At 64.4% G+C, this 20,241-nt stretch carries 16 protein-coding genes; 6 read left to right on the top strand and 10 right to left on the bottom strand.

The window, feature by feature from the left end; genetic code table 11:
- Nucleotides 1-37: 37 nt before the first annotated feature.
- Genes WA237_RS10275 through WA237_RS10255 form a run of 5 tightly spaced genes read left to right on the top strand, consistent with a single transcriptional unit; the run spans nt 38 to nt 5,883 of the window.
- Nucleotides 38-1,069 (top strand): BMP family protein, encoded by a 1,032-nt coding sequence (locus tag WA237_RS10275; protein ID WP_216014944.1) that lies wholly within the window; start codon nt 38-40, stop codon nt 1,067-1,069.
- Nucleotides 1,069-2,607, top strand: coding sequence for an ABC transporter ATP-binding protein (locus WA237_RS10270; RefSeq protein ID WP_009814252.1), 1,539 nt, complete (start codon nt 1,069-1,071; stop codon nt 2,605-2,607). The genes WA237_RS10275 and WA237_RS10270 overlap by 1 nt, the downstream gene beginning before the upstream one ends.
- A complete protein-coding gene (locus tag WA237_RS10265; RefSeq protein ID WP_286908531.1) occupies nt 2,597-3,649 on the top strand; it encodes an ABC transporter permease in 1,053 nt (350 codons plus the stop codon). Before WA237_RS10270 ends, WA237_RS10265 begins: the two co-directional genes overlap by 11 nt.
- A 3-nt stretch (nt 3,650-3,652) precedes the next feature.
- Nucleotides 3,653-4,600 carry an ABC transporter permease gene (locus WA237_RS10260; RefSeq protein WP_009814254.1) on the top strand — a complete coding sequence of 316 codons (948 nt, stop codon included), beginning with the start codon at nt 3,653-3,655 and terminating at the stop codon, nt 4,598-4,600.
- Nucleotides 4,600-5,883 carry an amidohydrolase family protein gene (locus WA237_RS10255; RefSeq protein ID WP_336097618.1) on the top strand — a complete coding sequence of 428 codons (1,284 nt, stop codon included), beginning with the start codon at nt 4,600-4,602 and terminating at the stop codon, nt 5,881-5,883. The genes WA237_RS10260 and WA237_RS10255 overlap by 1 nt, the downstream gene beginning before the upstream one ends.
- A 65-nt stretch (nt 5,884-5,948) precedes the next feature.
- Here the strand turns inward: WA237_RS10255 and WA237_RS10250 are convergent, their stop codons facing one another.
- The 10 genes from WA237_RS10250 to WA237_RS10205 all read right to left on the bottom strand — a co-directional run bounded on the left by WA237_RS10250 (nt 5,949) and on the right by WA237_RS10205 (nt 18,983).
- On the bottom strand, nt 5,949-6,593 hold the full coding sequence (locus tag WA237_RS10250) for a DUF1523 family protein (protein ID WP_336097617.1): 645 nt from the start codon (nt 6,591-6,593) through the stop codon (nt 5,949-5,951).
- Between the two features lie 11 nt (nt 6,594-6,604).
- Nucleotides 6,605-6,871, bottom strand: a complete 267-nt coding sequence (locus tag WA237_RS10245) for a hypothetical protein (RefSeq protein ID WP_009814257.1) — start codon at nt 6,869-6,871, stop codon at nt 6,605-6,607.
- 20 nt (nt 6,872-6,891) lie between these two features.
- Nucleotides 6,892-8,211, bottom strand: coding sequence for a DUF6638 family protein (locus WA237_RS10240; RefSeq protein WP_336097616.1), 1,320 nt, complete (start codon nt 8,209-8,211; stop codon nt 6,892-6,894).
- Nucleotides 8,208-8,972 (bottom strand): hypothetical protein, encoded by a 765-nt coding sequence (locus WA237_RS10235; protein ID WP_336097615.1) that lies wholly within the window; start codon nt 8,970-8,972, stop codon nt 8,208-8,210. Before WA237_RS10235 ends, WA237_RS10240 begins: the two co-directional genes overlap by 4 nt.
- A gap of 247 nt (nt 8,973-9,219) precedes the next feature.
- Complete coding sequence (locus WA237_RS10230) at nt 9,220-11,157, bottom strand: AAA family ATPase (protein ID WP_336097614.1); 1,938 nt, start codon at nt 11,155-11,157, stop codon at nt 9,220-9,222.
- A gap of 222 nt (nt 11,158-11,379) precedes the next feature.
- Entirely contained in the window at nt 11,380-14,703 is a 3,324-nt protein-coding gene (locus tag WA237_RS10225; protein ID WP_336097613.1) for an error-prone DNA polymerase, read from the bottom strand.
- Nucleotides 14,700-16,178, bottom strand: a complete 1,479-nt coding sequence (locus WA237_RS10220; RefSeq protein ID WP_336097612.1) for a Y-family DNA polymerase — start codon at nt 16,176-16,178, stop codon at nt 14,700-14,702. The genes WA237_RS10225 and WA237_RS10220 overlap by 4 nt, the downstream gene beginning before the upstream one ends.
- Nucleotides 16,120-16,680: a hypothetical protein gene (locus WA237_RS10215; RefSeq protein ID WP_336097611.1), complete on the bottom strand. Its 561-nt coding sequence runs from the start codon at nt 16,678-16,680 to the stop codon at nt 16,120-16,122. The genes WA237_RS10220 and WA237_RS10215 overlap by 59 nt, the downstream gene beginning before the upstream one ends.
- 60 nt (nt 16,681-16,740) lie before the next feature.
- Nucleotides 16,741-17,874 (bottom strand): hypothetical protein, encoded by a 1,134-nt coding sequence (locus WA237_RS10210; RefSeq protein WP_336097610.1) that lies wholly within the window; start codon nt 17,872-17,874, stop codon nt 16,741-16,743.
- Between the two features lie 32 nt (nt 17,875-17,906).
- A complete protein-coding gene (locus WA237_RS10205; protein ID WP_216014954.1) occupies nt 17,907-18,983 on the bottom strand; it encodes a hypothetical protein in 1,077 nt (358 codons plus the stop codon).
- A gap of 252 nt (nt 18,984-19,235) precedes the next feature.
- On the opposite strand from WA237_RS10205, the gene WA237_RS10200 reads away from it, so the two are divergent.
- The gene (locus WA237_RS10200; protein WP_336097609.1) at nt 19,236-20,099 is read left to right on the top strand and encodes an MBL fold metallo-hydrolase; all 864 of its coding nucleotides are present in this window, start codon (nt 19,236-19,238) and stop codon (nt 20,097-20,099) included.
- The last annotated feature ends 142 nt before the right edge of the window (nt 20,100-20,241 follow it).

Genomic DNA, 20,241 nt, shown 5'->3' with positions numbered 1-20,241 from the left:
AAATATGAAAAATCGCCAACTGGGATGGGATAGGACTATGAAACTCACAAAACCCGTGTTTGCCCCGCTGAACCGCCGGGGTGTTCTCAAGGGCGGTGCCGCGCTCGCCGCGACCGCCGGTCTTGGCGCGATGCCGACCGGCCTGCTCGCACAAGAAAAGATCAGCGTCGCCGCCATCTATACCGTTCCGGTTGAGCAGCAATGGGTGAGCCGCATCCACAATGCCGCCACCGCCGCCGTCGAGGCCGGTCAGATCGAGTATCAATTCTCGGAAAGCACCTCGAACACCGATTACGCCCGCGTCATGCGCGAATATGCCGACAGCGGCGTCGACATGATCATCGGCGAGATGTTCGCGGTCGAGCAAGAAGCGCGCGAAGTGATCGCGGAATATCCCAACACCACCTTCCTCATGGGCTCGTCCTTCCCGGCGGATGAAAACTATCCGAACCTCGGTGTGTTCGACAATTACATCCAAGATGCGTCCTATCTCAGCGGCATCATTGCCGGGTCGATGACCGAGACCGGCAATATCGGCATGGTCGGCGGTTTCCCGATCCCCGAGGTGAACCGGTTGATGCATGCCTTCATGGCCGGTGTCCGCGAAGTGAAGCCTGAGGCGAAATTCCAGGTGAGCTTTATCGGGTCGTGGTTCGATCCGCCGAAAGCCAAGGAAACCGCCTTTGCGATGATCGAGAACGGTGCCGATCTGCTCTATGCCGAACGCTTTGGCGTGTCGGACGCGGCGCAGGAGAAGGGCATTCTCGCCATTGGCAACGTGATCGACACCCAGGCCGATTACCCTGAAACGGTCGTGGCCTCGGCGCTGTGGCATTTCGAGCCGACGCTGCAGGCGGCGCTGGCCAATCACAAGGCGGGCACGTTCAAGGCCGAGAATTACGGCGTCTATTCCTTCATGAAGGAAGGCGGCTGTTCGCTGGCCCCGCTCGGCACGTTTGAAGGCAAGGTGCCGGCCGAGGCGATGGCGCTTGTCGAAGAGCGGACCAAGGCGATCAAGGCCGGTGAGTTCACCGTCGAGATCAACGACGACGAGCCCGCTTCTTCCTGATGACTGACAAGACGACGGCGCAGGACATTGTCCTGCGCCTCAACCGCATCACCAAGCGCTTTGGCAGCCTGACCGCCAATGACGGGATCAGTTTCGAGCTGCGGCGCGGTGAGGTGATCGCCTTGCTGGGCGAAAACGGTGCGGGCAAGACCACCCTCATGAATATTCTCTTCGGCCATTACACGGCCGATGAAGGCACGGTCGAAGTCTTTGGCCAGCCGCTGCCGCCGGGCGAGCCGGGGGCGGCACTGGCGGCGGGCGTCGGCATGGTGCATCAGCATTTCACGCTGGCTGACAATATGAGCGTGCTCGACAATATCCTGCTCGGCACCGAACCCTTGTGGAAGCTCGGCATGGGCCGTGGCGCGGCGCGGCGCAAGGTCAGCGATCTGGCGCGCGATTTCGGGCTGGTGGTCGATCCGGACGCCCGCATCGGCAGCCTGTCGGTGGGCGAGCGGCAGCGGGTCGAGATCCTCAAGGCACTCTACCGCGATGCGCGGATCCTGATCCTCGACGAGCCGACCGCGGTGCTGACCCCGCAGGAGACCGACGCGCTCTTTGAGACCTTGCAGAAGGCAGTGGCGCAGGGGCTGTCGATCATTTTCATTTCGCACAAGCTGCATGAGGTAATGGCGATCTCGCAGCGGGTGCTGGTGCTGCGCCATGGCAAGCTGGTGGGCGAGGTGGCGACGCAGGCGACGGATCGCCACAAGCTCGCCGAGATGATGGTCGGGGCAGAGATCACCCCGCCGGCGCCGCGCGAGGCGCGTCCCGGCGCGGTGCTGATGTCGCTCAAGGCGGTCAGCACGGCGGCACGGGGCAATCAGACCGGGCTGCGCGCCGTTGATCTCGACCTGCGGGCCGGGCAGATCACCGGGCTCGCCGGGGTGAGCGGCAACGGCCAGGGGGCGCTGGCCGATCTGCTGTCGGGGCTCGAGGTGCCGCAATCGGGCGAGATGCATCTGGCCGAGGGCGAGACCGCCCGCTGGACCCCGCGCGCGGCGGTGGCGCAGGGTGTCGGGCGCATCCCAGAGGACCGGCACAAGACCGGCACGATCGCCGATTTCAGCCTCACCGAGAACGCGGTGCTGGAGAGCTATACCAAGCCGCCGATCGCGCGGCGGGGCTGGATGAACTGGCGCGAGGCCGAGGACCAGACCCGCGCCATCATCGAGAAATACGACGTGCGCTGCCCGGGGCCGGAGGCGCGTATTCGCCTGCTGTCGGGCGGCAATATGCAGAAACTCATCCTTGGTCGGGTCTTTGAGGCCGCGCCGCGCATCATTCTCGCCAATCAGCCGGTGCGGGGGCTCGATATCGGGGCGGTGACCTATGTGCAGGAGCAGCTCATCGCGGCGCGGGACGCGGGCGCGGCGGTCTTGCTCATTTCCGAGGATCTCGACGAGGTGCTGGCGCTGTCGGATGTCATCCATGTGATGTCCGAGGGCCGGCTGTCGCCGGAATTTGCGCGCGGGACGAAGACGCCCGCCGAGCTGGGGGTATGGATGGCAGGACAGGGGTTTGACGATGCGGCTTGAACCGGTGGCCAATCCGGGGCTGGCGCGGTCGCTGGGATATCCGGCGGTGGCGCTTGGCCTGACGGTGGTGGTGGCGTCGCTGCTGGCGCTGGCGGCCAAGGCTGATCCCTTTGCGACGCTGGGGCTTATCCTCAAGGGGGCGGCGGGGTCGAAATTCGCGCTGCTCGAGACGTTGAACCGGGCGACGCCGCTCATTTTCACCGGGCTGGCGGTGGCGGTGGCCTTTCGCGCCAAGCTCTGGAATATCGGGGCCGAGGCGCAGTTCTATGCCGGGGCCTTGGTAGCGGTGCTCTTGGGCACCGGGGCGCTGGGCTTTCTGCCCGGGTTCCTGCTGATCCCGGCGATGGCGGGGGCGGCGATGCTGGCCGGGGCGCTGATGCTCTTGGGGCCGGTGATGCTCAAGGTGCGGCTCGGCGTGGACGAGGTGGTGACCACCTTGCTTTTGAACTTCATCATGCTGCTCTTTATTTCCATGCTGCTCGAAGGCCCCCTGAAGGACCCGATGGGCATGGGCTGGCCGAAATCCGAGCCGCTCGACCGGGCGGCGCGGCTGGGGAGGATCGTCGATGGGCTGCGGCTTCATTGGGGGTTTGGGCTGGCGCTGATTTCGGCGGCGGTGGTCTGGATCCTCCAGGCGCGCACCACGCTCGGCTATGAGATCCGCGCGGTGGGGCAGAACCCGCAGGCGGCGCGGTTTGCGGGCATTCCGGTTAATCTGGTGCTGGTCAAAACGGCGCTGTTGTCCGGCGGTCTTGCGGCGCTGGCGGGCTGGTCCGAGGTGGCGGGGCTCAAGGGCAATCTGACGCTCGATATCAGCCCGGGCTTTGGCTACACCGGCATCATCGTGGCGATGTTGGCGCTGCTGCATCCGGGCGGGGTGGTGATCTCGGCCATCTTTGTCGCGGGCATTTTCGTGGGCGCCGACAGCATGAGCCGCGCCGCCGGGGTGCCGACCTATATCGCCGATATCCTGCTGGCGACGGCGCTTCTCTTCATGGTGCTGGCGATATTGCTGACGCGGTTCCGCGTGGTGAGGGGGTAGGCCATGGCGGATATCATCGACATTCTTCTTTCGGCGAGCTTCTGGGCCGCAGCTGTGCGCATCGCCTCGCCGCTGATCTTTGCGACGCTGGGCGAGCTGATCTGTGAGCGTGCCGGCATTCTCAACCTCGGGATCGAGGGGATCATGGTGCTCGGGGCCTTTACCGGCTGGCTGGCGGTCTATTACGGCGCCGATCTGTGGACCGGGGTGGCAGTGGCGATGGGGGCGGGGATGCTCTTTGGCCTGCTGCATGCGACGCTGACGGTGCCCTTTGGCCTGTCGCAGCATGTGGTGGGGCTTGGCATCACGCTCTTGGCCACGTCTGTGGCCTATTTCGCCTATCGGTTGGCGCTGCCGCAGGTGACGAGCCCGCCGCGCATCACGCCGTTTCAGCCCTACGAGATTCCGCTGCTGTCGGATATTCCGATCCTCGGGCCGGCGCTCTTTGCGCAGACACCTTTGACCTATCTCGCCTTTGTGCTGGCCTTCGCGGTGTGGTTCACCCTCTACCGCACGCCGCTCGGCCTGGCCCTGCGGGCCGTCGGCGAAAACCCTGGCGCGGTTGAGGCGCAGGGCCTGTCGGTCACCGCGCTGCGCATGGGCGCGGTGATGGTCGGCAGCGGGTTCATGGCCGTGGGTGGCGCGTTCCTGACCATGTCGGCCTTTTCGAGTTTCTTCTTCGAGATGGTGAACGGGCGTGGCTGGATCTGTATCGCGCTGGTGGTCTTTGGCGCGTGGAAGCCGGGCAAGGCAGTGCTTGGCGCGCTGTTGTTCGCCGGGTTCGATGCGCTGCAGATCAGGTTGCAGCAGACGCCGCTCGGCGCGGAAATTCCCTATCAGATTTTCCTGATGATCCCCTATATTCTGTCGATTCTGGCGCTCATCTTCATGTCGCGCCGGGCCGAGGTGCCAGCCGCGCTCATGGTGCCCTATAACCGAGGAGAACGCTGATGGCCGAGTTCGACATTCTGGTGACGGGCGGCACGCTGCCGGATGGCCGCGTGGCGGATATCGGCATCACCGGCGACCGGATCGCGGCGCTGGGCGATCTGTCCGGGTCGACGGCAGGCGAGGTGATCGAAGCCGCCGGCGATCTGGTGAGCCCGCCCTTCGTCGATCCGCATTTCCATCTCGACGCGACGCTGAGCTATGGCACGCCGCGCATCAATGCCAGCGGCACGCTGCTGGAGGGGATCGCGCTCTGGGGCGAGCTCAAACAGACGGTGACGGTCGATGAGATGGTCGAGCGGGCGCTTGCCTATTGCGACTGGGCGGTGAGCCTCGGGCTGCTCACCATCCGCAGCCATGTCGATGTCTGCGACGATCAGCTGCGCGCCGTGGAGGCGATGTTGCAGGTGCGCGAGACGGTGAAACCCTATCTCGATCTGCAGCTTGTGGCCTTTCCGCAAGATGGGCTCTACCGCGACCCGACAGCGCATCAAAACCTGATCCGCGCCCTCGATATGGGGGTGGATGTGGTGGGCGGTATCCCGCATTTCGAGCGCACCCGCGCGGCGGGCGATGCCTCGGTCACCGAGCTGTGCGAGATTGCCGCGAAACGCGGGCTCATGGTCGATATGCATTGCGACGAGAGCGACGATCCGCAGAGCCGCCATATCGAGACGCTGGCCGCCGAGACCACGCGGCTCGGGCTGCAGGGGCGGGTTGCCGGATCGCATCTCAGCTCGATGCATTCGATGGACAATTACTATGTCTCGAAGCTCTTGCCGCTGATGGCGGAGGCCGAGGTCTCGGCCATTCCAAACCCTCTCATCAACATCATGCTGCAGGGGCGGCAGGACACGTTTCCAAAGCGGCGCGGGCTGACCCGGGTCAAGGAGATGCAGGCGCTCGGCATCCGGGTGGGCTGGGGTCAGGATTGCGTGCGCGATCCGTGGTACAGCCTCGGCACCGGCGACATGCTCGACGTGGCCTTCATGGGGATGCATGTGGCGCAGATGAGCGCGCCGGAAGAGATGCAGCGCTGTTTCGACATGGTGACGCAGGAGAACGCGGCCATTCTGGGGCTCGAGGAGTATGGGCTGCGCCAGGGCGCACTCGCCTCTCTCGTGGTGCTCGATGCGGGCAATGCGATCGAGGCGCTGCGGCTGCGCCCGGCGCGGCTTGCCGTGGTGTCGAAAGGCAAGATCGTCTCGACCCAGCCGCGGGGCGATGCGACGCTCAGCCTGCCGGGACGGCCCGAGAGTGGCAATCGGCGGCATAAACTCGGCTAAGCCCAGCTAAGAACGGCCAAGACCTGCCGAGACCTGCGCCGCCCCTGGTAGGGCGGCGCTCTGGGTTATTTCGAGCGCCAGCTGTCGCGCCAGCGGCGCAGCCGCGACCGGCGGTCATTGATCGCATCTCCGGCGGCGTCCCAGCTGTCCTCGATATCGTCAAAGACCGGGTCGATGCGGCGCGCACGGAACCGCCGCCAGCGCACCCAGATCGCCCAGACCGTGGCAAAGAACAGCGTCAGGATGATGATGTTGAGCCAGGGGATCGGGCTGTAATCCGGGCCCGGCGCGGGCTTGATCGAGATCGCGTTGGGAAAGATCGTCAGGAACTCGTTGCGCCAGCCGTAGTGCTTGACCACGTACCATTCCGGGTTGGCCTTGGTCGAGACGGCGTCATTGGCCTCGGTATAGAGATTGGCGGTGTCGAATTTGAAATAGGGCGGCCAGCGCCAGCCGGTGTCCTCGTTGCGATAGACGATGGCGCGGCCATTGGGGCGCACCGCCTGAATGAACTGCACGTCGCGATTGGCGAGCGAGGTCGATTGATCCTCGGGCTCCGACCAGAAGATCCGGGTCCAGTCGGTCAGATCCTGCCGTTCCTCATAGGTGTTGACGATGCGCACCGTGTCATGCTGCGGCAGCGTGTAGTGAAAGAAGATCGCGACAGCCGCCCAGAAGGTCAGCCAGAACGCCCATTTGAGGTAAACCATTAAGCGGCCTTTCAGTGGAAATTCGTCAGGTAGATGATCACCGAGACGATGATCACCGGGATCACATAGACCCCGAGGATAAGCTTGCGCCGGAGCGAGCGGTCATAGTCGCGCAGGCCGTCGTCCATGAAGGCCTCATAGCTGCCCTCGTGGCCGCCCTCCTGCCATTCGGCGTTGAGTTTGCCACGGCGCACCGAGCGCGACCAGAGCGACAGGCAGATATAGATCACCGTCAGGACAAAGAACCCTATGACGACGAGCCGGGCCAATGCGAACATGGGTCTGTCTCCTTAGCTGCTTAGCGGCGAACGGGGCCCCAAGGGCCGGTGGTGGGCCGTTTCGGGGGCGGGGGTGGCGTTTGATGGGCAAAGAGTGCCTGTCGGGTGGCCTCTTTGTCCAGTTGATAGTCCTGTTTGAGAAAGCGCACGGCATAGTCCTTCTTGGCCTCGGGCCAGCTGGCATAGAGCCGGTAGAAGAGCGATTTGTGGCAGATGAAGAGCTGTCGGATGTCTTTGGGGGCAAGTTCGGCCAAGAGCATGTTGACGAGATCGGCATCCGGGTGATCGGCGGCGCGCAGGGTGTAGAAATAGGCCGGGTGATCGGAGGCGATCCGCGGCCAGTCGCCGCCCGCCTCGGCCCAGGTCACCAGGCTGTTGAGCGCGTGGAACTCGGGCGGCAGGAGGGCGCTGTGCCGGGCGGCGAGACGGCGCAGCGCGGCGCTGTCCGCGCCCGGGGTGATGTCATGGGCACAGAGCGCATCGACGAGGACGAACTCCATCTTCTGGCGCAGGATGGCGGCGGCATCGATGCCGCGCGCGCCGATCACCGGCTCGACCAGCTTGTTGAGGTCGAGAAACTTGGCGATCTGGTTGCGCTGGCTCAGGTCAAAGACATGCACCATTGGCGCGTCGTCAAAGGGCGCGCGGTCGCCCGCGGTGATGAGCGCGGGATGGGCCACGGTCTGAAAGAGATAGGTGCCGCCGAAATGGGCGGTCCAGAAATTGCCTTGCTCGAACTCCATCTTGGGCAGGGCGATGGGGTTGCGGGTGATGTCGCCGGTCTCGCCCGCCAGATCGATCATCTCGGCGATGAGCAGATCGTCATACCAGCCGTCGTCGCGGCTCAGAAATTCGCCGATCTTCTGTTCGAGCTGGGCCGCGTGGCGCAGCGCGCCGCCGGTGGTGTCGGCCTCGATGGTGATGCGGCGCAGATCGAAGAGCCGGGCGGGCGTGGCCATGTCATAGACCGAATTCACCAGCTCGCCCGCGACCGCATCGCGGGCGGTGAGAGCAAAGAGCGCGGGTTCGTTGTCGTCGATGAAACGGCGCAGGATCGAGCGCGAGGTTGAGAATTTCGCATCAAGCAGCGGCGCGGTCTTCTGCGCGGTGCTGAGCAGGATGAACTGCCGGTTGACGCCCGCATGGTTGAGATAGAGCGGATCGCCGAGCTCGTGGCCGACCTCCGGCGAGAAGCCCGAGATGTCGATGTAGAAATCGGTGAGCGCGGTTTCGCGCCCCGTCAGATGTTTGAGCGCCCGGTTGTAGCGCTCCACCAACGCGGGCGAGGCCACGTGGACGAGATTGCCATACATGAGGCCGGATTGGATGAGGCGGTTCATTTGGGCATATTCTCATAGAACACTGGGAGACGTATTGGGGCTGTGGCATCAGATATTAAGTTGTTTGGGAATGTGATCGTTTCGTTAGATACACGGTTGTCTGGGAAACGATCTAATACCAACGCGTGCATCAACCTTACATGAAAAACAGTTAGGTCATCTGCAGTTTGCATCGCCCAGAGATGCCATTCATTAATCAATCCGCGAATGTCATGAATATCGTTTGATAGCTGCAATAGATTATCAAAGATAAAGACTTGATCACCAATTGAATAGTAGGAATTGTGGCGGTTTTCACTATCCAAGAATATTACTTCTGTATTGGGTGAAGAGTGATTTATCGCTTTCTTGGCATCGTCAAGGCTCGAGTGTGCGCTTGCTTGATCGCGCATGTGTTTCGCGACTTGGAGGCCAAATGGTCGAGATTCTTCGCGCTCGGATATGATCGCTCCGACTTCAGTCGCTATGCTACCCAGAACGCCATTTTGGTTTTGGCATTTGAGAACGAACCTCCGGAACTCTAAGAGCCGCACTGTAAGGGCTCTTAGAATAGAACTTTCCTGACCAAGAATAAGCCAATTTAAGGCTTGTGAATCGATGCCCTCGTAATTGATAGCCTTTGCGAGTTTTTTTAGATTGTTGGTTTCACTCGCGCAAAAGGAGGATACGCTTAGGGCTGCAAGTTCGGCGGTCGAGAGTTTCTCTTTCAGGTCTCCCATTGTGAGACTAATTTTATGGTATTGTTTCTGGCCGAGGGTCACACGTTACCTCCCGTATATTTCTCGTTTTTGGAAATCGAGTTATATATTGGCTGTCCGTTGTATGAACCCGCCCGGCCAACGGCCGGGCCGCGCCCTCCCTCCCCCCGGAGGGCGCGTTTGCGACGGTGGTCAGGGTACGACCGGCGCGCTTGTGGGGCGGGCAGGGAGCCATGGGGGCGTGGTGCAGGCGCCCCCCAGGGAGGGCGCGGCCCGTCCTGCGACGCGATATAGGCTCGTGTCAGGGGCCTCATCCCTTGCGCTCCAGATAGCGGCGCTTGGCCTCTTCGGTGCGGCCATAGTCGCGGATCATCGCTTCGATCGCGGCTTCGTCGCTCTTGTCGGCGTAGCGGAATTCGCTGTCGGCGTAGCGGTTGATCTCTTGCAGCACCATGTCGATGGTGATCGGCTGTCGCAGCTCGTCGATCATCGCCTTCTTGGTCTCATAGTCGCGGAAGAGGAAGAGATCGGGGGTCTCCATCCATTCATCGGGCAGTTCGAAATCCATGGCGCGGACCTTGACCGCGTCGGTGATGTTCTTGATCGCCCGGCCGGTAAAGCGGTCGTCGGCCTCTTGGATGCCTTTGAGATAGGTGCCGAGCTTGGCAATCGTGTCGAGCGGGCCGATCTCATCCGCCACCCGGTCGTAGACCCGCAACAGCCCCTCTTCATGGGGTTTGCCATGGCTTTCAAAGCTGGCGGCGACGGCTTTTTCGATCTCTTGCGCGGCGTAAAGTTCATGTGCGCCGAGCGGGATGTCGTGGTTCTTGCCCATCAGCAGCGCCAGAATGTCGATGTAATCCTCGCGGGTCTGAGGCCCATCGACGAGGAACCGGGCCCCGGCGCGTTGGCGCAGGGCGTCGTCGACATTTTCGGGATAGTTCGAGAACATGCCAAAGGTACAATTGCCGCGCACCACGGTGTTGGCCCCGGCAAAGCTCTCCATCAGCACGGCGGTGATTTCGAGCTGTCCGGCGGAGGATTGGCGGTCGCCCCGCTTGCCGGCAAGCTGATCGATATCGTCGATCGTGCCGAAACCGATCACGCCCGGATCGAGCACGTTGTTGATGAAGGCCTTGGCGTTTTGCGCCGATTTGCCCTGATAGCTGTCGATACTGTCGGTCGAGAGGTTCTGATAGCGAAACGGATAGCCCGCGTTGTCGCAATACTCCTTGATCAGCCCGGCCATCATCTGAATGAGCGTGGTCTTCCCGGTGCCCGGCTTGCCATCGCCCATGAAGGTGAAGATGAAGCCGCCAAGCTCGGCAAAAGGGTTGAGCCGCCGGTCGAAATCATAGGCCATGAGCATTTTCGACAGCTTCAGCGCCTGATATTTCGCGATATGGTTGCCCACCACCTCATGCGGTTTCTTGAAACTCATGGTGAGGGTCTGCGATTTGCCCTTGGTCGAGGGGGCAAAGCCACGGATCGTCAGATCATCGGCCTCGATGCGCCAGGACGCATTGGTGAAAGGCGCGAGCCGGGGTGCGGTCTGGGCGCGCAGGGCGGCCTTTTCCATGAGCTGTTCGGCATAGGCCTGGGCGGCGGCGATGGCGCGGCTGTCGTCATGGGCCTCGCGGGCGAGCATTTGATCGAGTTCCCAGAGCGCGCCTTGCAAGGCCATCTGGGCGTGATCGGTCAGCAGCTCTTCGACCTCGCCGAGCTCGACCGTGGTCTCGCTGCCATGGGGGGCGAGGAGATAGGCCGCCGCATTGGCAAAGACATGGGCCGCGATGAGCGCCTCGGCGGCCATCAGCTCGGTAAAGTCGGATTTCTTGTCGGCGGGCAGCGTGCCCGCGAGATTGGCGCGGCGCAGATCGGCGAGACCGGTGGCCTCGGCATAGTGTTCCGCCAGCGCCAGCGCGATGGCCAGCGCCCGGCGCAGATCGGTGAGCAGCGTCGCCTGCTGTGGCGAGGGGATTGGGTCGTCCTCATCGGTGCCGGTGATCCGGGCGATGAGATGCACCCCCTCGGGCCGCGCGGTCGAGCGGGTCACCAGCCCCGGCGTCGTGCTGCGAAAGCGCCGCCGTGTGCCGACCCCGGACGAGCGTTCCGGCGTGGCCTCGGCGGGGGCGGCGCTGGCGATGCGGGGGGTGTGGTCGAACCCGGTGAGCAGGGCGGTGGCCGCCGTCATATGTTTGGTGATATCTGCCTCGCGCAGCTCCATCATATCGGCGGTCAAACTCATCTTGCGCATCCCCTTGCGGCGCGGCCTCGTGGCGCGCGACCTGTTACCATACCTCTGCCCCGGTCCTGAGCGCCGGGCGGGCCCTGGGTGGCGCGATCCCTGTCGTGATGTCAGGGGGTTACTGCGCGGGGCCGGACCGGGCGGGGCGGGGTCTTATAGCAGGAAATGTATAGGCGCGCCCGGCGTTTTGCCATGTTTAATTGGCGATGCCCGGCGGCGGGGTCAGTGGAAATCGCGGCTTGGAAAGAGCTTCTTGGCCTGATCGCGCGGGTGGCGGGCGCTGGGGCTGCGGGTGCTGGCGCGGGGCTGTTCCTTGGGCAGGTTGTCGGTGACAGATGTGGTGCCGCCCACCACCTCGCTCAAGGGATGGCCAAGATCGCCCAGCCGGTGCGACAGATCCTCGATCTCCTGCGCGATGAGATGCACCACCTGGCCCTCGCGCTGCAGCGGTCCGGTGACCCGCAAGAGACGCCCGCCCATCACCGGGCGGCGGAACCGTTCGAACACCTTGCGCCAGACCACCACATTGGCCACGCCGGTTTCATCCTCGAGCGTCAGGAAAACCACGCCGGAGGCGGTGCCGGGGCGTTGCCGGGTGATCACCAGCCCGCAGATCGAGCGCCGTTCGAGCGGCGCTGTGAGCAGCGCGTCATGGCGCGTCAGCCCGGGCATCGACGGGCGCAGCAATTCCATCGGATGCGCCCTCAGCGTCAGCCGCATCGAGACGTAATCCTCGACCACCTCTTCGCCCAGATGCATCGGCGGCAGGGTCACGGCGGGTTCGTGGATCGCCTCGCCATCGATGGGATCGTTGAAAAGCGGCAGCGGCTTTTGCCCGCGGATCGCCCGCACCGCCCAGAGCGCATCGCGCCGGGTCAGCCCCATATCGGCAAACCCGTCCGCCTCGGCCAGCCGTTCCAGCACCGCAGGCGCGACCCCGGCGCGCAGCCAGACGCTTTCGGGATCGCGGTAGCCATTGCCCCGCGCCGCGACGATCCAGCGGGCGTCCTCTTCGCGCAGGCCCTTGATCTGGCGAAACCCGAGCCTGAGCGCCAGCGCCCCGTCGCCGCGCCGTTCGAGCGTGTTGTCCCATTCGCTGTGATTGAGGCAGACGGGGCGGGTTTCGACCCCGTGGTCGCGGGCGTCGCGGACGATCTGGGCGGGGGCGTAAAACCCCATCGGCTGGCTGTTGAGCAGGGCGCAGGCAAAGATCGCCGGGTGATGGCATTTGAGCCAGGCCGAGACATAGACCAGAAGCGCAAAGGCCGCCGCGTGGCTTTCGGGAAAGCCGTAATCGGCAAAGCCCTCGATCTGGCCGAAACAGCGTTCCGCCACCTCGCGGGCATAGCCATTGGCCATCATGCCGGCGATGAACCGGTCGCGGTGTTCGCCGATCGTGCCCATGCGCCGAAACGAGGCGAGCGAACGGCGCAGGTGGTCGGCCTCTTCGGCGGTATAGCCGGCCCCGGTCATGGCGATCTGCATCGCCTGTTCCTGAAAGAGCGGCACGCCGAGCGTGCGGCGGGTGACCTCTTCGAGCGCCGGGCCGAAGGGCTCGGGCGCCTCCAACCCTTGCCGGCGGCGGATATAGGGCTGAACCATACCGCCCTGTATGGGGCCGGGGCGGACGATGGCCACCTCAATCACCAGATCGTAGAATTCCCGGGGTTTCATCCGCGGCAGAAAATTCATCTGGGCGCGGCTTTCCACCTGAAACACCCCCACCGCATCGGCGCGTTGCAGCATCTCGTAGGTGTGGCGGTCCTCCTGCGGCACGGTGGCGAGGCTGAGGTTCTGGCCTTCGTGCTGGGCCAGCAGGTCAAAGGATTTGCGCACGCAGCTCAGCATGCCGAGCCCGAGCACATCGACCTTGAGAATGCCCAGCGTGTCGATGTCGTCCTTGTCCCATTCGATCAAGGTGCGGTCCTCCATCGCCGCGTTCTCGATCGGAGCGAGCTCGTCGAGCCGCCCCTTGGTGATGACGAAGCCGCCGACATGCTGGCTCAGATGGCGGGGAAAGCCGATGATTTCCCCGATCAGCCGCATCGTCTGGGCGAGCCTGCGGTCGGCCGGGTCGAGCCCCAGTTCGCGGGCCCGTTCCATATCCGCGCCGCTGTTGGTCAGCCCCCAGATATCCGCCGAGAGCCGCGTCGTCAGATCCTGCGAGAGCCCCATCACCTTGCCCACTTCGCGGATCGCGGCGCGGGTGCGGAAATGGATCACCGTGGCGCAGAGCCCGGCCCGTTCGCGGCCATAGGTGGCATAGATCCACTGGATCACCTCCTCGCGCCGCTCATGTTCGAAATCCACGTCGATATCGGGCGGCTCGCCGCGATGGCGCGAGATGAACCTTTCGAACACCATGCCGATCATCTCGGGTGAGACATCGGTGATGCCGAGCAGGTAGCACAGGATCGAATTGGCCGCCGAGCCGCGCCCCTGACAGAGAATGCCCCGGCTGCGGGCGAATTGCACGATGTCGTGGACGGTGAGGAAATAGGCCGGGAATTTGAGCTCTTCGACCACCGCCAGCTCTTTGTCGAGAAGTGCGCGGGCCTTGGCCGTGGCGCCCTTGGGGTAGCGCCGCGTCAGCCCCTCTTCGGCCAGCCGGCGCAGCCGCGCCATGGGGGGCTCGTGCTGGCTGCCCTCTTCGGGATATTGATAGCTCAGCTCGCTGAGGCAAAAGCTGCACCTGCCGGCGATCTCCACCGTGCGGCGCAGCGCGGCGGGATGGTTGCGAAACAGCCGGGCCATGTCCTCGGCCCCTTTGAGGCGGCGTTCGGCATTGGGCAGGGCGCGGGTGCCGATATGGTCGATGGTGCAGCCCTCGCGCAGGCAGGTCAGCACATCGGCCAGTTGCCGCCGCGCCGCGCGATGCATGAGCACATCGCCCACCGCCACCATCGGGGCGGCACAGCGCAGGGCGAGCGCCGCGCAGGCATCGAAATAGGCCTGATCCGACCCGTCATAGCGCGGGGCCGCGCCAAGGAACACATGGCCCGGATAGCGTCGGCGCATCTGCTGGATCTCCGGCGCAGCGCGGCGCAGATCCTCGGGCAGGGCGATCAGGATCATCCCGGCGCAGCCCGCGAGGAGATCGGCCAGATCGAGATGGCACTGGCCCTTTTCGGCGCGTCGTTTGCCCAGGGTCAACAGCCGGGTCAGCCGCTGATAGGCGGCCAGATCCGTGGGCAGCGCCAGCCAGTCCACGCCGCGCCCGTCGCGCAGCACCAGCCGCGCGCCGGTGATCAGGCGCGGCAGCTGCGGGGTCTCGGGCCGGGGCAGGGGGCGCTGCCAGCCGACATCCTGCCGCGAGCTGCTGTCGATGCGCCGATGCGAACGGATCGGCAGCAGCTCTTGCGCCTTGTCGCGCAGGAGCTTCAGCGCCTTATAGGCCCGCACCACCCCGGCGAGCGAATTGCGGTCGGTGATGGCGATGGCCTCGAGCCCCAGCTCGGCGGCGCGGGCGACCATTTCCTCGGGATGCGAGGCCCCGGTGAGAAAGGTGAAATTCGTGGTCACGCCAAGTTCGGCATAGGGGATCATGCGAATTCCCCCTGCACGAACCAGCCCGGCGCTTGTGGCGTGTAGAACATCCACAGCCGCCGCCCCTGATGGGTTTGCACCTGCCAATAGTCGCGCAGGCCGCGCCGCCAATTGTCATCGCTGAGCCACCATTCCGGGGCGATCCGTTCCGGGCCGCAGAGCCGCGCAACGCTCAGCGCCATGCGCCGCCAGCGAAACCGCGCGGGCGGACGCGGCCCGTGGCCCGCGATGGGTTCCGGCGGAAAGAGCACGAGAGGCCGCGGGCGCGGCGCGGACCAGCTGCCTTCGGGGCGCGAATAGGCCGCCGGCGAGATGAGAAAGCCGCGTTCGGGGATATGGCTGTCGGCGGGCAGGAAGCGCTGCACATTCTCGAGCCCGATCCGGGTGCCGATGCGGGTGATGAGATCGTCGAGCTGGCTGTCGTCGCGGCCCTCCATATGGGTGATCTGTCGCGCCGGAAGCCGTTCCACCTGCACCGCCTCGAGCCGCAGCTGATCAATGCCATAGCCCGCCTCGACCGCCGCGACGCCGCGCTCAAAGAGCGGCAGGATGCGGGCCGCGTCGCGCAGCGGCTGGGCGAGGCGCAGCTCGACCGTGCGGGCCTCTTGATCGACCCGGCGCAGGGTCAGGCAGAGGCTGCGCGCGCCGGTCTCGTGATGGGCGAGCTTGGCGCAGAGCTGATCAAGGAGCCGCGACACCCCGGCCATGACATCATCGCATAGGCCGATCGGCTCGGGCAGGGTCATGCGGACGCCGTAATGCGGCGGCTCGGCCAGCGGCGTGATCTCTTCGGGCTGGCGGCCCAGCGCCTGATCGAGCCGCAGGAGCGGCGCGGGACCAAAGCGGCGGGCGAGCGGCGCGCGCGGCGTGGCGTCGAGATCGGCGATCCGGCGCAACCCCAGCCGTTGCAGCCCGGTCACCAGATCGGGATCGAGCCGCAGCGCCGCCACCGGCAGATCGGCGAGCGCCGCCTGGGGCGCGCCGGGCGCGGCACAGCCTTCGCCATGACGGGCCAGCGCCCAGGCCGCCCCCCGCGTGTCGCCGAGCCCGAGCCGGGCCGCCACGCCCGCGCGGCCGAGGCCTTGGCGCATATCGGCCAGCATCTGCGATTCGCCGCCAAAGAGATGCGCCGAGCCGGTGATGTCGAGCACCAGCCCATCGCTGCCTTCGAGCCCGACCCAGGGGCAATAGCGCGTGGCCCAGCGCCGCAGCACATGCAAAAACCGCGCCTCGGCCTGAAGATCGGCGGGGCGGCTTTGCAGATCGGGGCAAAAGGCGCGGGCATCGGCAAAGGACATGCCACGGTGCAGCCCTTGGCGTTCGGCGGCCTGATTGAGGCAATGCAGCCGTTCTGCATTGGCCTCGCGCAGGGTCAGGACAAAGGGCCCGGCAATCGGGCGCAGCCGCAGAACCCGGTCACTCGCCAGCCGGGGAAACCAGATCGAGACGACGCGCCTCTGTAGACCATCGAACATGCCAGGCCCCCAATGTTCCCGATTTGTTCTTAATAAGATCCCATCGCATCAGAGTCGAGTCGTCGCAGGCCCGCGCGTCATGGATCGGCATGGCCTGCCAGCGGGTTTCGGCCGCATTGCTGCCCATGCCCTCGGGAATGAGGCAGAGCCCGGTCGCCCCCCCGGCCTTGGCCGCCAGTTGCAGCCGCCGTCCCTCGCGCAGGTCGAGCGCGGCGCTGATCTCGAGCACCACCAGCGGCACCGCGCCGTCGCGCAGCGCCTCTTCGGCCACCGCCAGAAGATCACTCTGGTCCGCGGCCTGCGCCACCAAGAGCCGCGCCGGATCGAGAAAGGCCGAGAGCCCCACCGGGTTGAGCGTCTCGCGCAGCCACGCCTCGCGCAGCCACAGCACCCGCGTCATCGGCGCGGCGGCGATGGCGGCAAAGCCGCGCGCGCCTGCGCCGCAGACCTCGTGGACACGGGCCGGGCGCAGCGGAAAGGCGGGGAGGGAATCTGCACTCATGGCGCGCAGTATAGCGGCGCGGCGGGCAGGGGTGAAAGAGGGGCGGCGAAAGAGGAGCGCCTAGTAGCGCAGCACGCGGCCCGCGGTGCCCACCACATATTTGGTCACCTGGGCAAAGCCCGGCGGGGATTTCTCGGTCAGCACCTGATAGGGGCGTTCGGGCAGGATGATGCTCCGGTCCATGCGGGTGGCGCCGATGTCGGCCCCGCGCCCGGAAAAGGGATCGAGCGCGAAGACTTCGCGTTCCACCGTGCCGAACCAGCCGGCGCGTTCCTCTATCACCCGTTCGCTCTGCAGGATCTCGTCGGTCCAGGCCAGCGCCCAGGTCTGATCCACGCTGGCGGCAGCCTCGGAGAGCACCTCGTGGAGTGGGCCGCTCTGCCGGGTGTAGCCATGGGCGTAGAGCGGGCCGAGATGCAGGCGGCGCAGGGATTTCGGGTGCAGATCGTCGAAACTGTCGTCGAAACCCTTGGCGATGGTCAAAAGTTTGAGCCCGCCGAGCGCCTGCCCCATGAGATGGGCCTGCACCTCGGGCCAGCGCCGGGTGTCGCGCAAAAGCGGCGTACGGCCGCTGTCCTCGAGCTCCATCAGGTAGATGGTGGGCAGGTTGACCTGACTGTCATAGACCGCCCAATGGATCAGCAGCCGGGGACGGGTGCCGGTATTGCCCCGGTCATAGAGCACTATGGCGCGGGGATCATTCTGGGCCCAGAACAGTTCGCCCCGCGCAAGCTCTTGATAATAAAGCCGTTGTGCCAGCGCGAATTGCAGCCGGGTGGGGATGTCACGCTCGGCCACGATCTGATCGACCATCTGCCGTTTGAGCGTCTCGGCCCCCGGCATATTGTCGAGATGGGTGGCGGCCTGCTGCGCGTCATTGGCCATGATCAGCAGCTCGTTGAACACCGGAAAGCCGCTGTCCTGCGTGTCGAGCGTCAGCGGCGGCACCGGGCGGCCGGTGTCGCGCCCGACCAGCAGGTATTTCATCGACAGGGCGTGAAACGTGTGGCCGAGCTGGGTGAGATAGGTCGCGAGGATTTCGATCTCGGGCTCGGAGAGCTGGTTGCGGGCGCGCATATCGGCGGCGACCCGTGGCAGATGGTCGAGAATCTGCCGAAAGGTCGCGAAATAGCGCCTTGACGCCCGAAGGTCGCGCAGCGCCTTGTGGTCTTCTGCGGTCGGTGCCCTAGCCATGGGCGGCCTCATCCCCGGTCAGGACGCGCAGCTCAGGCGCCATAAAGGTTCTTGTCATGTTTCTCGACAATATCCTGAAACCGGCGGGCAAACCGTTCGTCGGCCTTGGCCTTGGCCTCGAGCACGTCGCGGGCAAAGACCATGTGATCCTCATGCGCCTCGAGCATGTCGGCCATTTTCTGATTGGTGGCCGCGCCGATCCCGGCCATGGCGGATTGCGCCTCTTGGTCGGTCTTGACGCCGATCTCGTTGATGCGGTGGGCGACGTCCTGTTGCTGGGCGGTTTTGAGCGATTTGGTCAGCGCATCATAGAGCACGACCCGCTGTTTGGTGTCGGTCTGCAGCTTGTTGATCAGCACCATCTGTGTCGCCGCCTGATTTTGCAGGCTGTCGACCCATGTTTTGCCCTTTTCGATATAGCGTTCAAGGGTTTGCGACTTGGCGAGCTTGACCTGTTCGTCCTGCACCATGGCGTTGTATCTGGTGTTGAGCTCGGCGAGCTGGGTCTCGAGCTTGGTGCGGGCGGCGGCGTCGGTCTCGCTGGCGATGGCGTTTTCGAGCTTGATGATCTCGGGGTCGAGCGCCTTGATCTCGGTGCGCACGGTTTCGAGCTCTTGCACGGTGAATTCGCGGTCGTCCAGGGTCTCGGTCAGGTTGGCTTCGACCTTTTGTTTCTGGTCTTCGAGCACCGCGAGCTGGCCTTCGAGCAGCTGGGTGATCACGTCGGATTTGGAGATCAGATCCTGCAGCTTGTCGTCAATGCTGGCGGTGCGCATCCGGTCCTGGCGCATGCTGTCGGATTTTGCCTTGGAGAAGATGCCGACAAAGCTTTCCCAGCCGGTCTTGGTGCGCATTTCGTCGAAATCGCGGGAAAAGGCGGCGGTGACATCGTCGAGCCCCATGATCAGCTCGGCGATATTGGCGTTCATCACCTCGGTATGGGCATGGACATCCTCGAGCGTGGCGTTTTCGATGTCGAATTCGGCCGCTTGCTCGCTGCCGAGTTTCTGTCGGGCGCTCTGGATGCGGCTGGTGATGGCTTCGATCTTGGCCTGGGCCTCTTCGACCTGAGCCTGGCTTTCGCGCATTTGTGTTTCAAGATCGGCCATATGCCCCCCTATATACCTTAGGTTACAATCCGTTCAGGCGGGCGGATCATGCCGCCTCGGCCCTCTTCGTCAGTCGTTATCCCGTTCAATATATGCAGGATTGCATGTCATTGAAACGGTTTGATCCCCTCGGGGCGGAAAAACCTGTGAGGGACGGAGGCGCGGGCAATTCGCGTGACATATTCAGCCGGCTGCATGTATGATGCGGCGCAACGAGAGCGAGTGAGATCAAGCGATATGACACGCCAAGACATGAGCCAAACCACTGAGGTCACAGCGTTTTTCGATGAGGCCTCGAACACGTTCAGCTATGTGGTCAAGGACCCCGAGAGTGCCGCCTGCGCGGTGATCGACAGCGTGCTCGATCTCGATTACGCGGCGGGGCGGATCGCCTTTGACGGGGCGGATGCGATCATCGCGCATATCCGCGACAAGGGGCTCGAGCTGCAATGGCTGATCGAGACCCATGTCCATGCCGATCACCTGTCGGCGGCGCCTTATATTCAGGACGCGCTGGGTGGGCAGGTGATGACCAGCGAGAAAATCATCGAGGTGCAGGAGACATTCGGCAAGGTGTTCAACGAGGGCACCGAGTTTCAGCGCGACGGGTCGCAGTTCGATCGGCTGCTCAAGGATGGCGACGAATACAGCATCGGACAGCTGCGGGCTTTTGCCCTGCTGACCCCCGGTCATACCCCCGCTTGCATGACGCATGTCATTGGAAATGCAGCCTTTGTTGGCGATACCCTCTTCATGCCGGATGGGGGGTCGGCGCGGGCGGATTTTCCGGGAGGGGATGCTGGGGTGCTCTATGATTCGATCATGCGGGTGCTGAGCCTTGAGGACGAAACACGGCTCTTCATGTGCCATGATTACGGGCCGGGTGGGCGTGAGGTGCAATATCAGACCACGGTGCGCGAAGAGCGCGAGAACAACATCCATGTGGGCCAGGGCGTGAGCCGCGAAGCCTTTGTAAAGATGAGAGAAGATCGCGACAAGACGCTGTCGATGCCCAAGCTCATCATCCCCTCGCTACAAGTCAATATGCGGGCCGGGGACGTGCCGCGCGACAAGGATGGCAACATGGTTCTGAAGGTGCCGGTCAACAAACTCTGAGGCCGCGACTGCGGGATGGGGCCGAAAAACGCCATGTCGGCAGGACGTCGGCATTACGTCGGTATTGCGACAGTGTGTCCGAGCCCCGCCAGAGCGGCGTTTTCGCGCCTTGCAAATAGGCCCGCGCGGCCATAGGTTCCCC

The sequence above is a fragment of the Roseovarius sp. CH_XMU1461 genome (genome assembly GCF_037027165.1).
Classification (GTDB): Bacteria; Pseudomonadota; Alphaproteobacteria; order Rhodobacterales; family Rhodobacteraceae; genus Roseovarius; species Roseovarius nubinhibens.
Note: the sequence above shows the minus strand (reverse complement) of the source record. Positions and strands in the feature narration are given on the sequence as shown.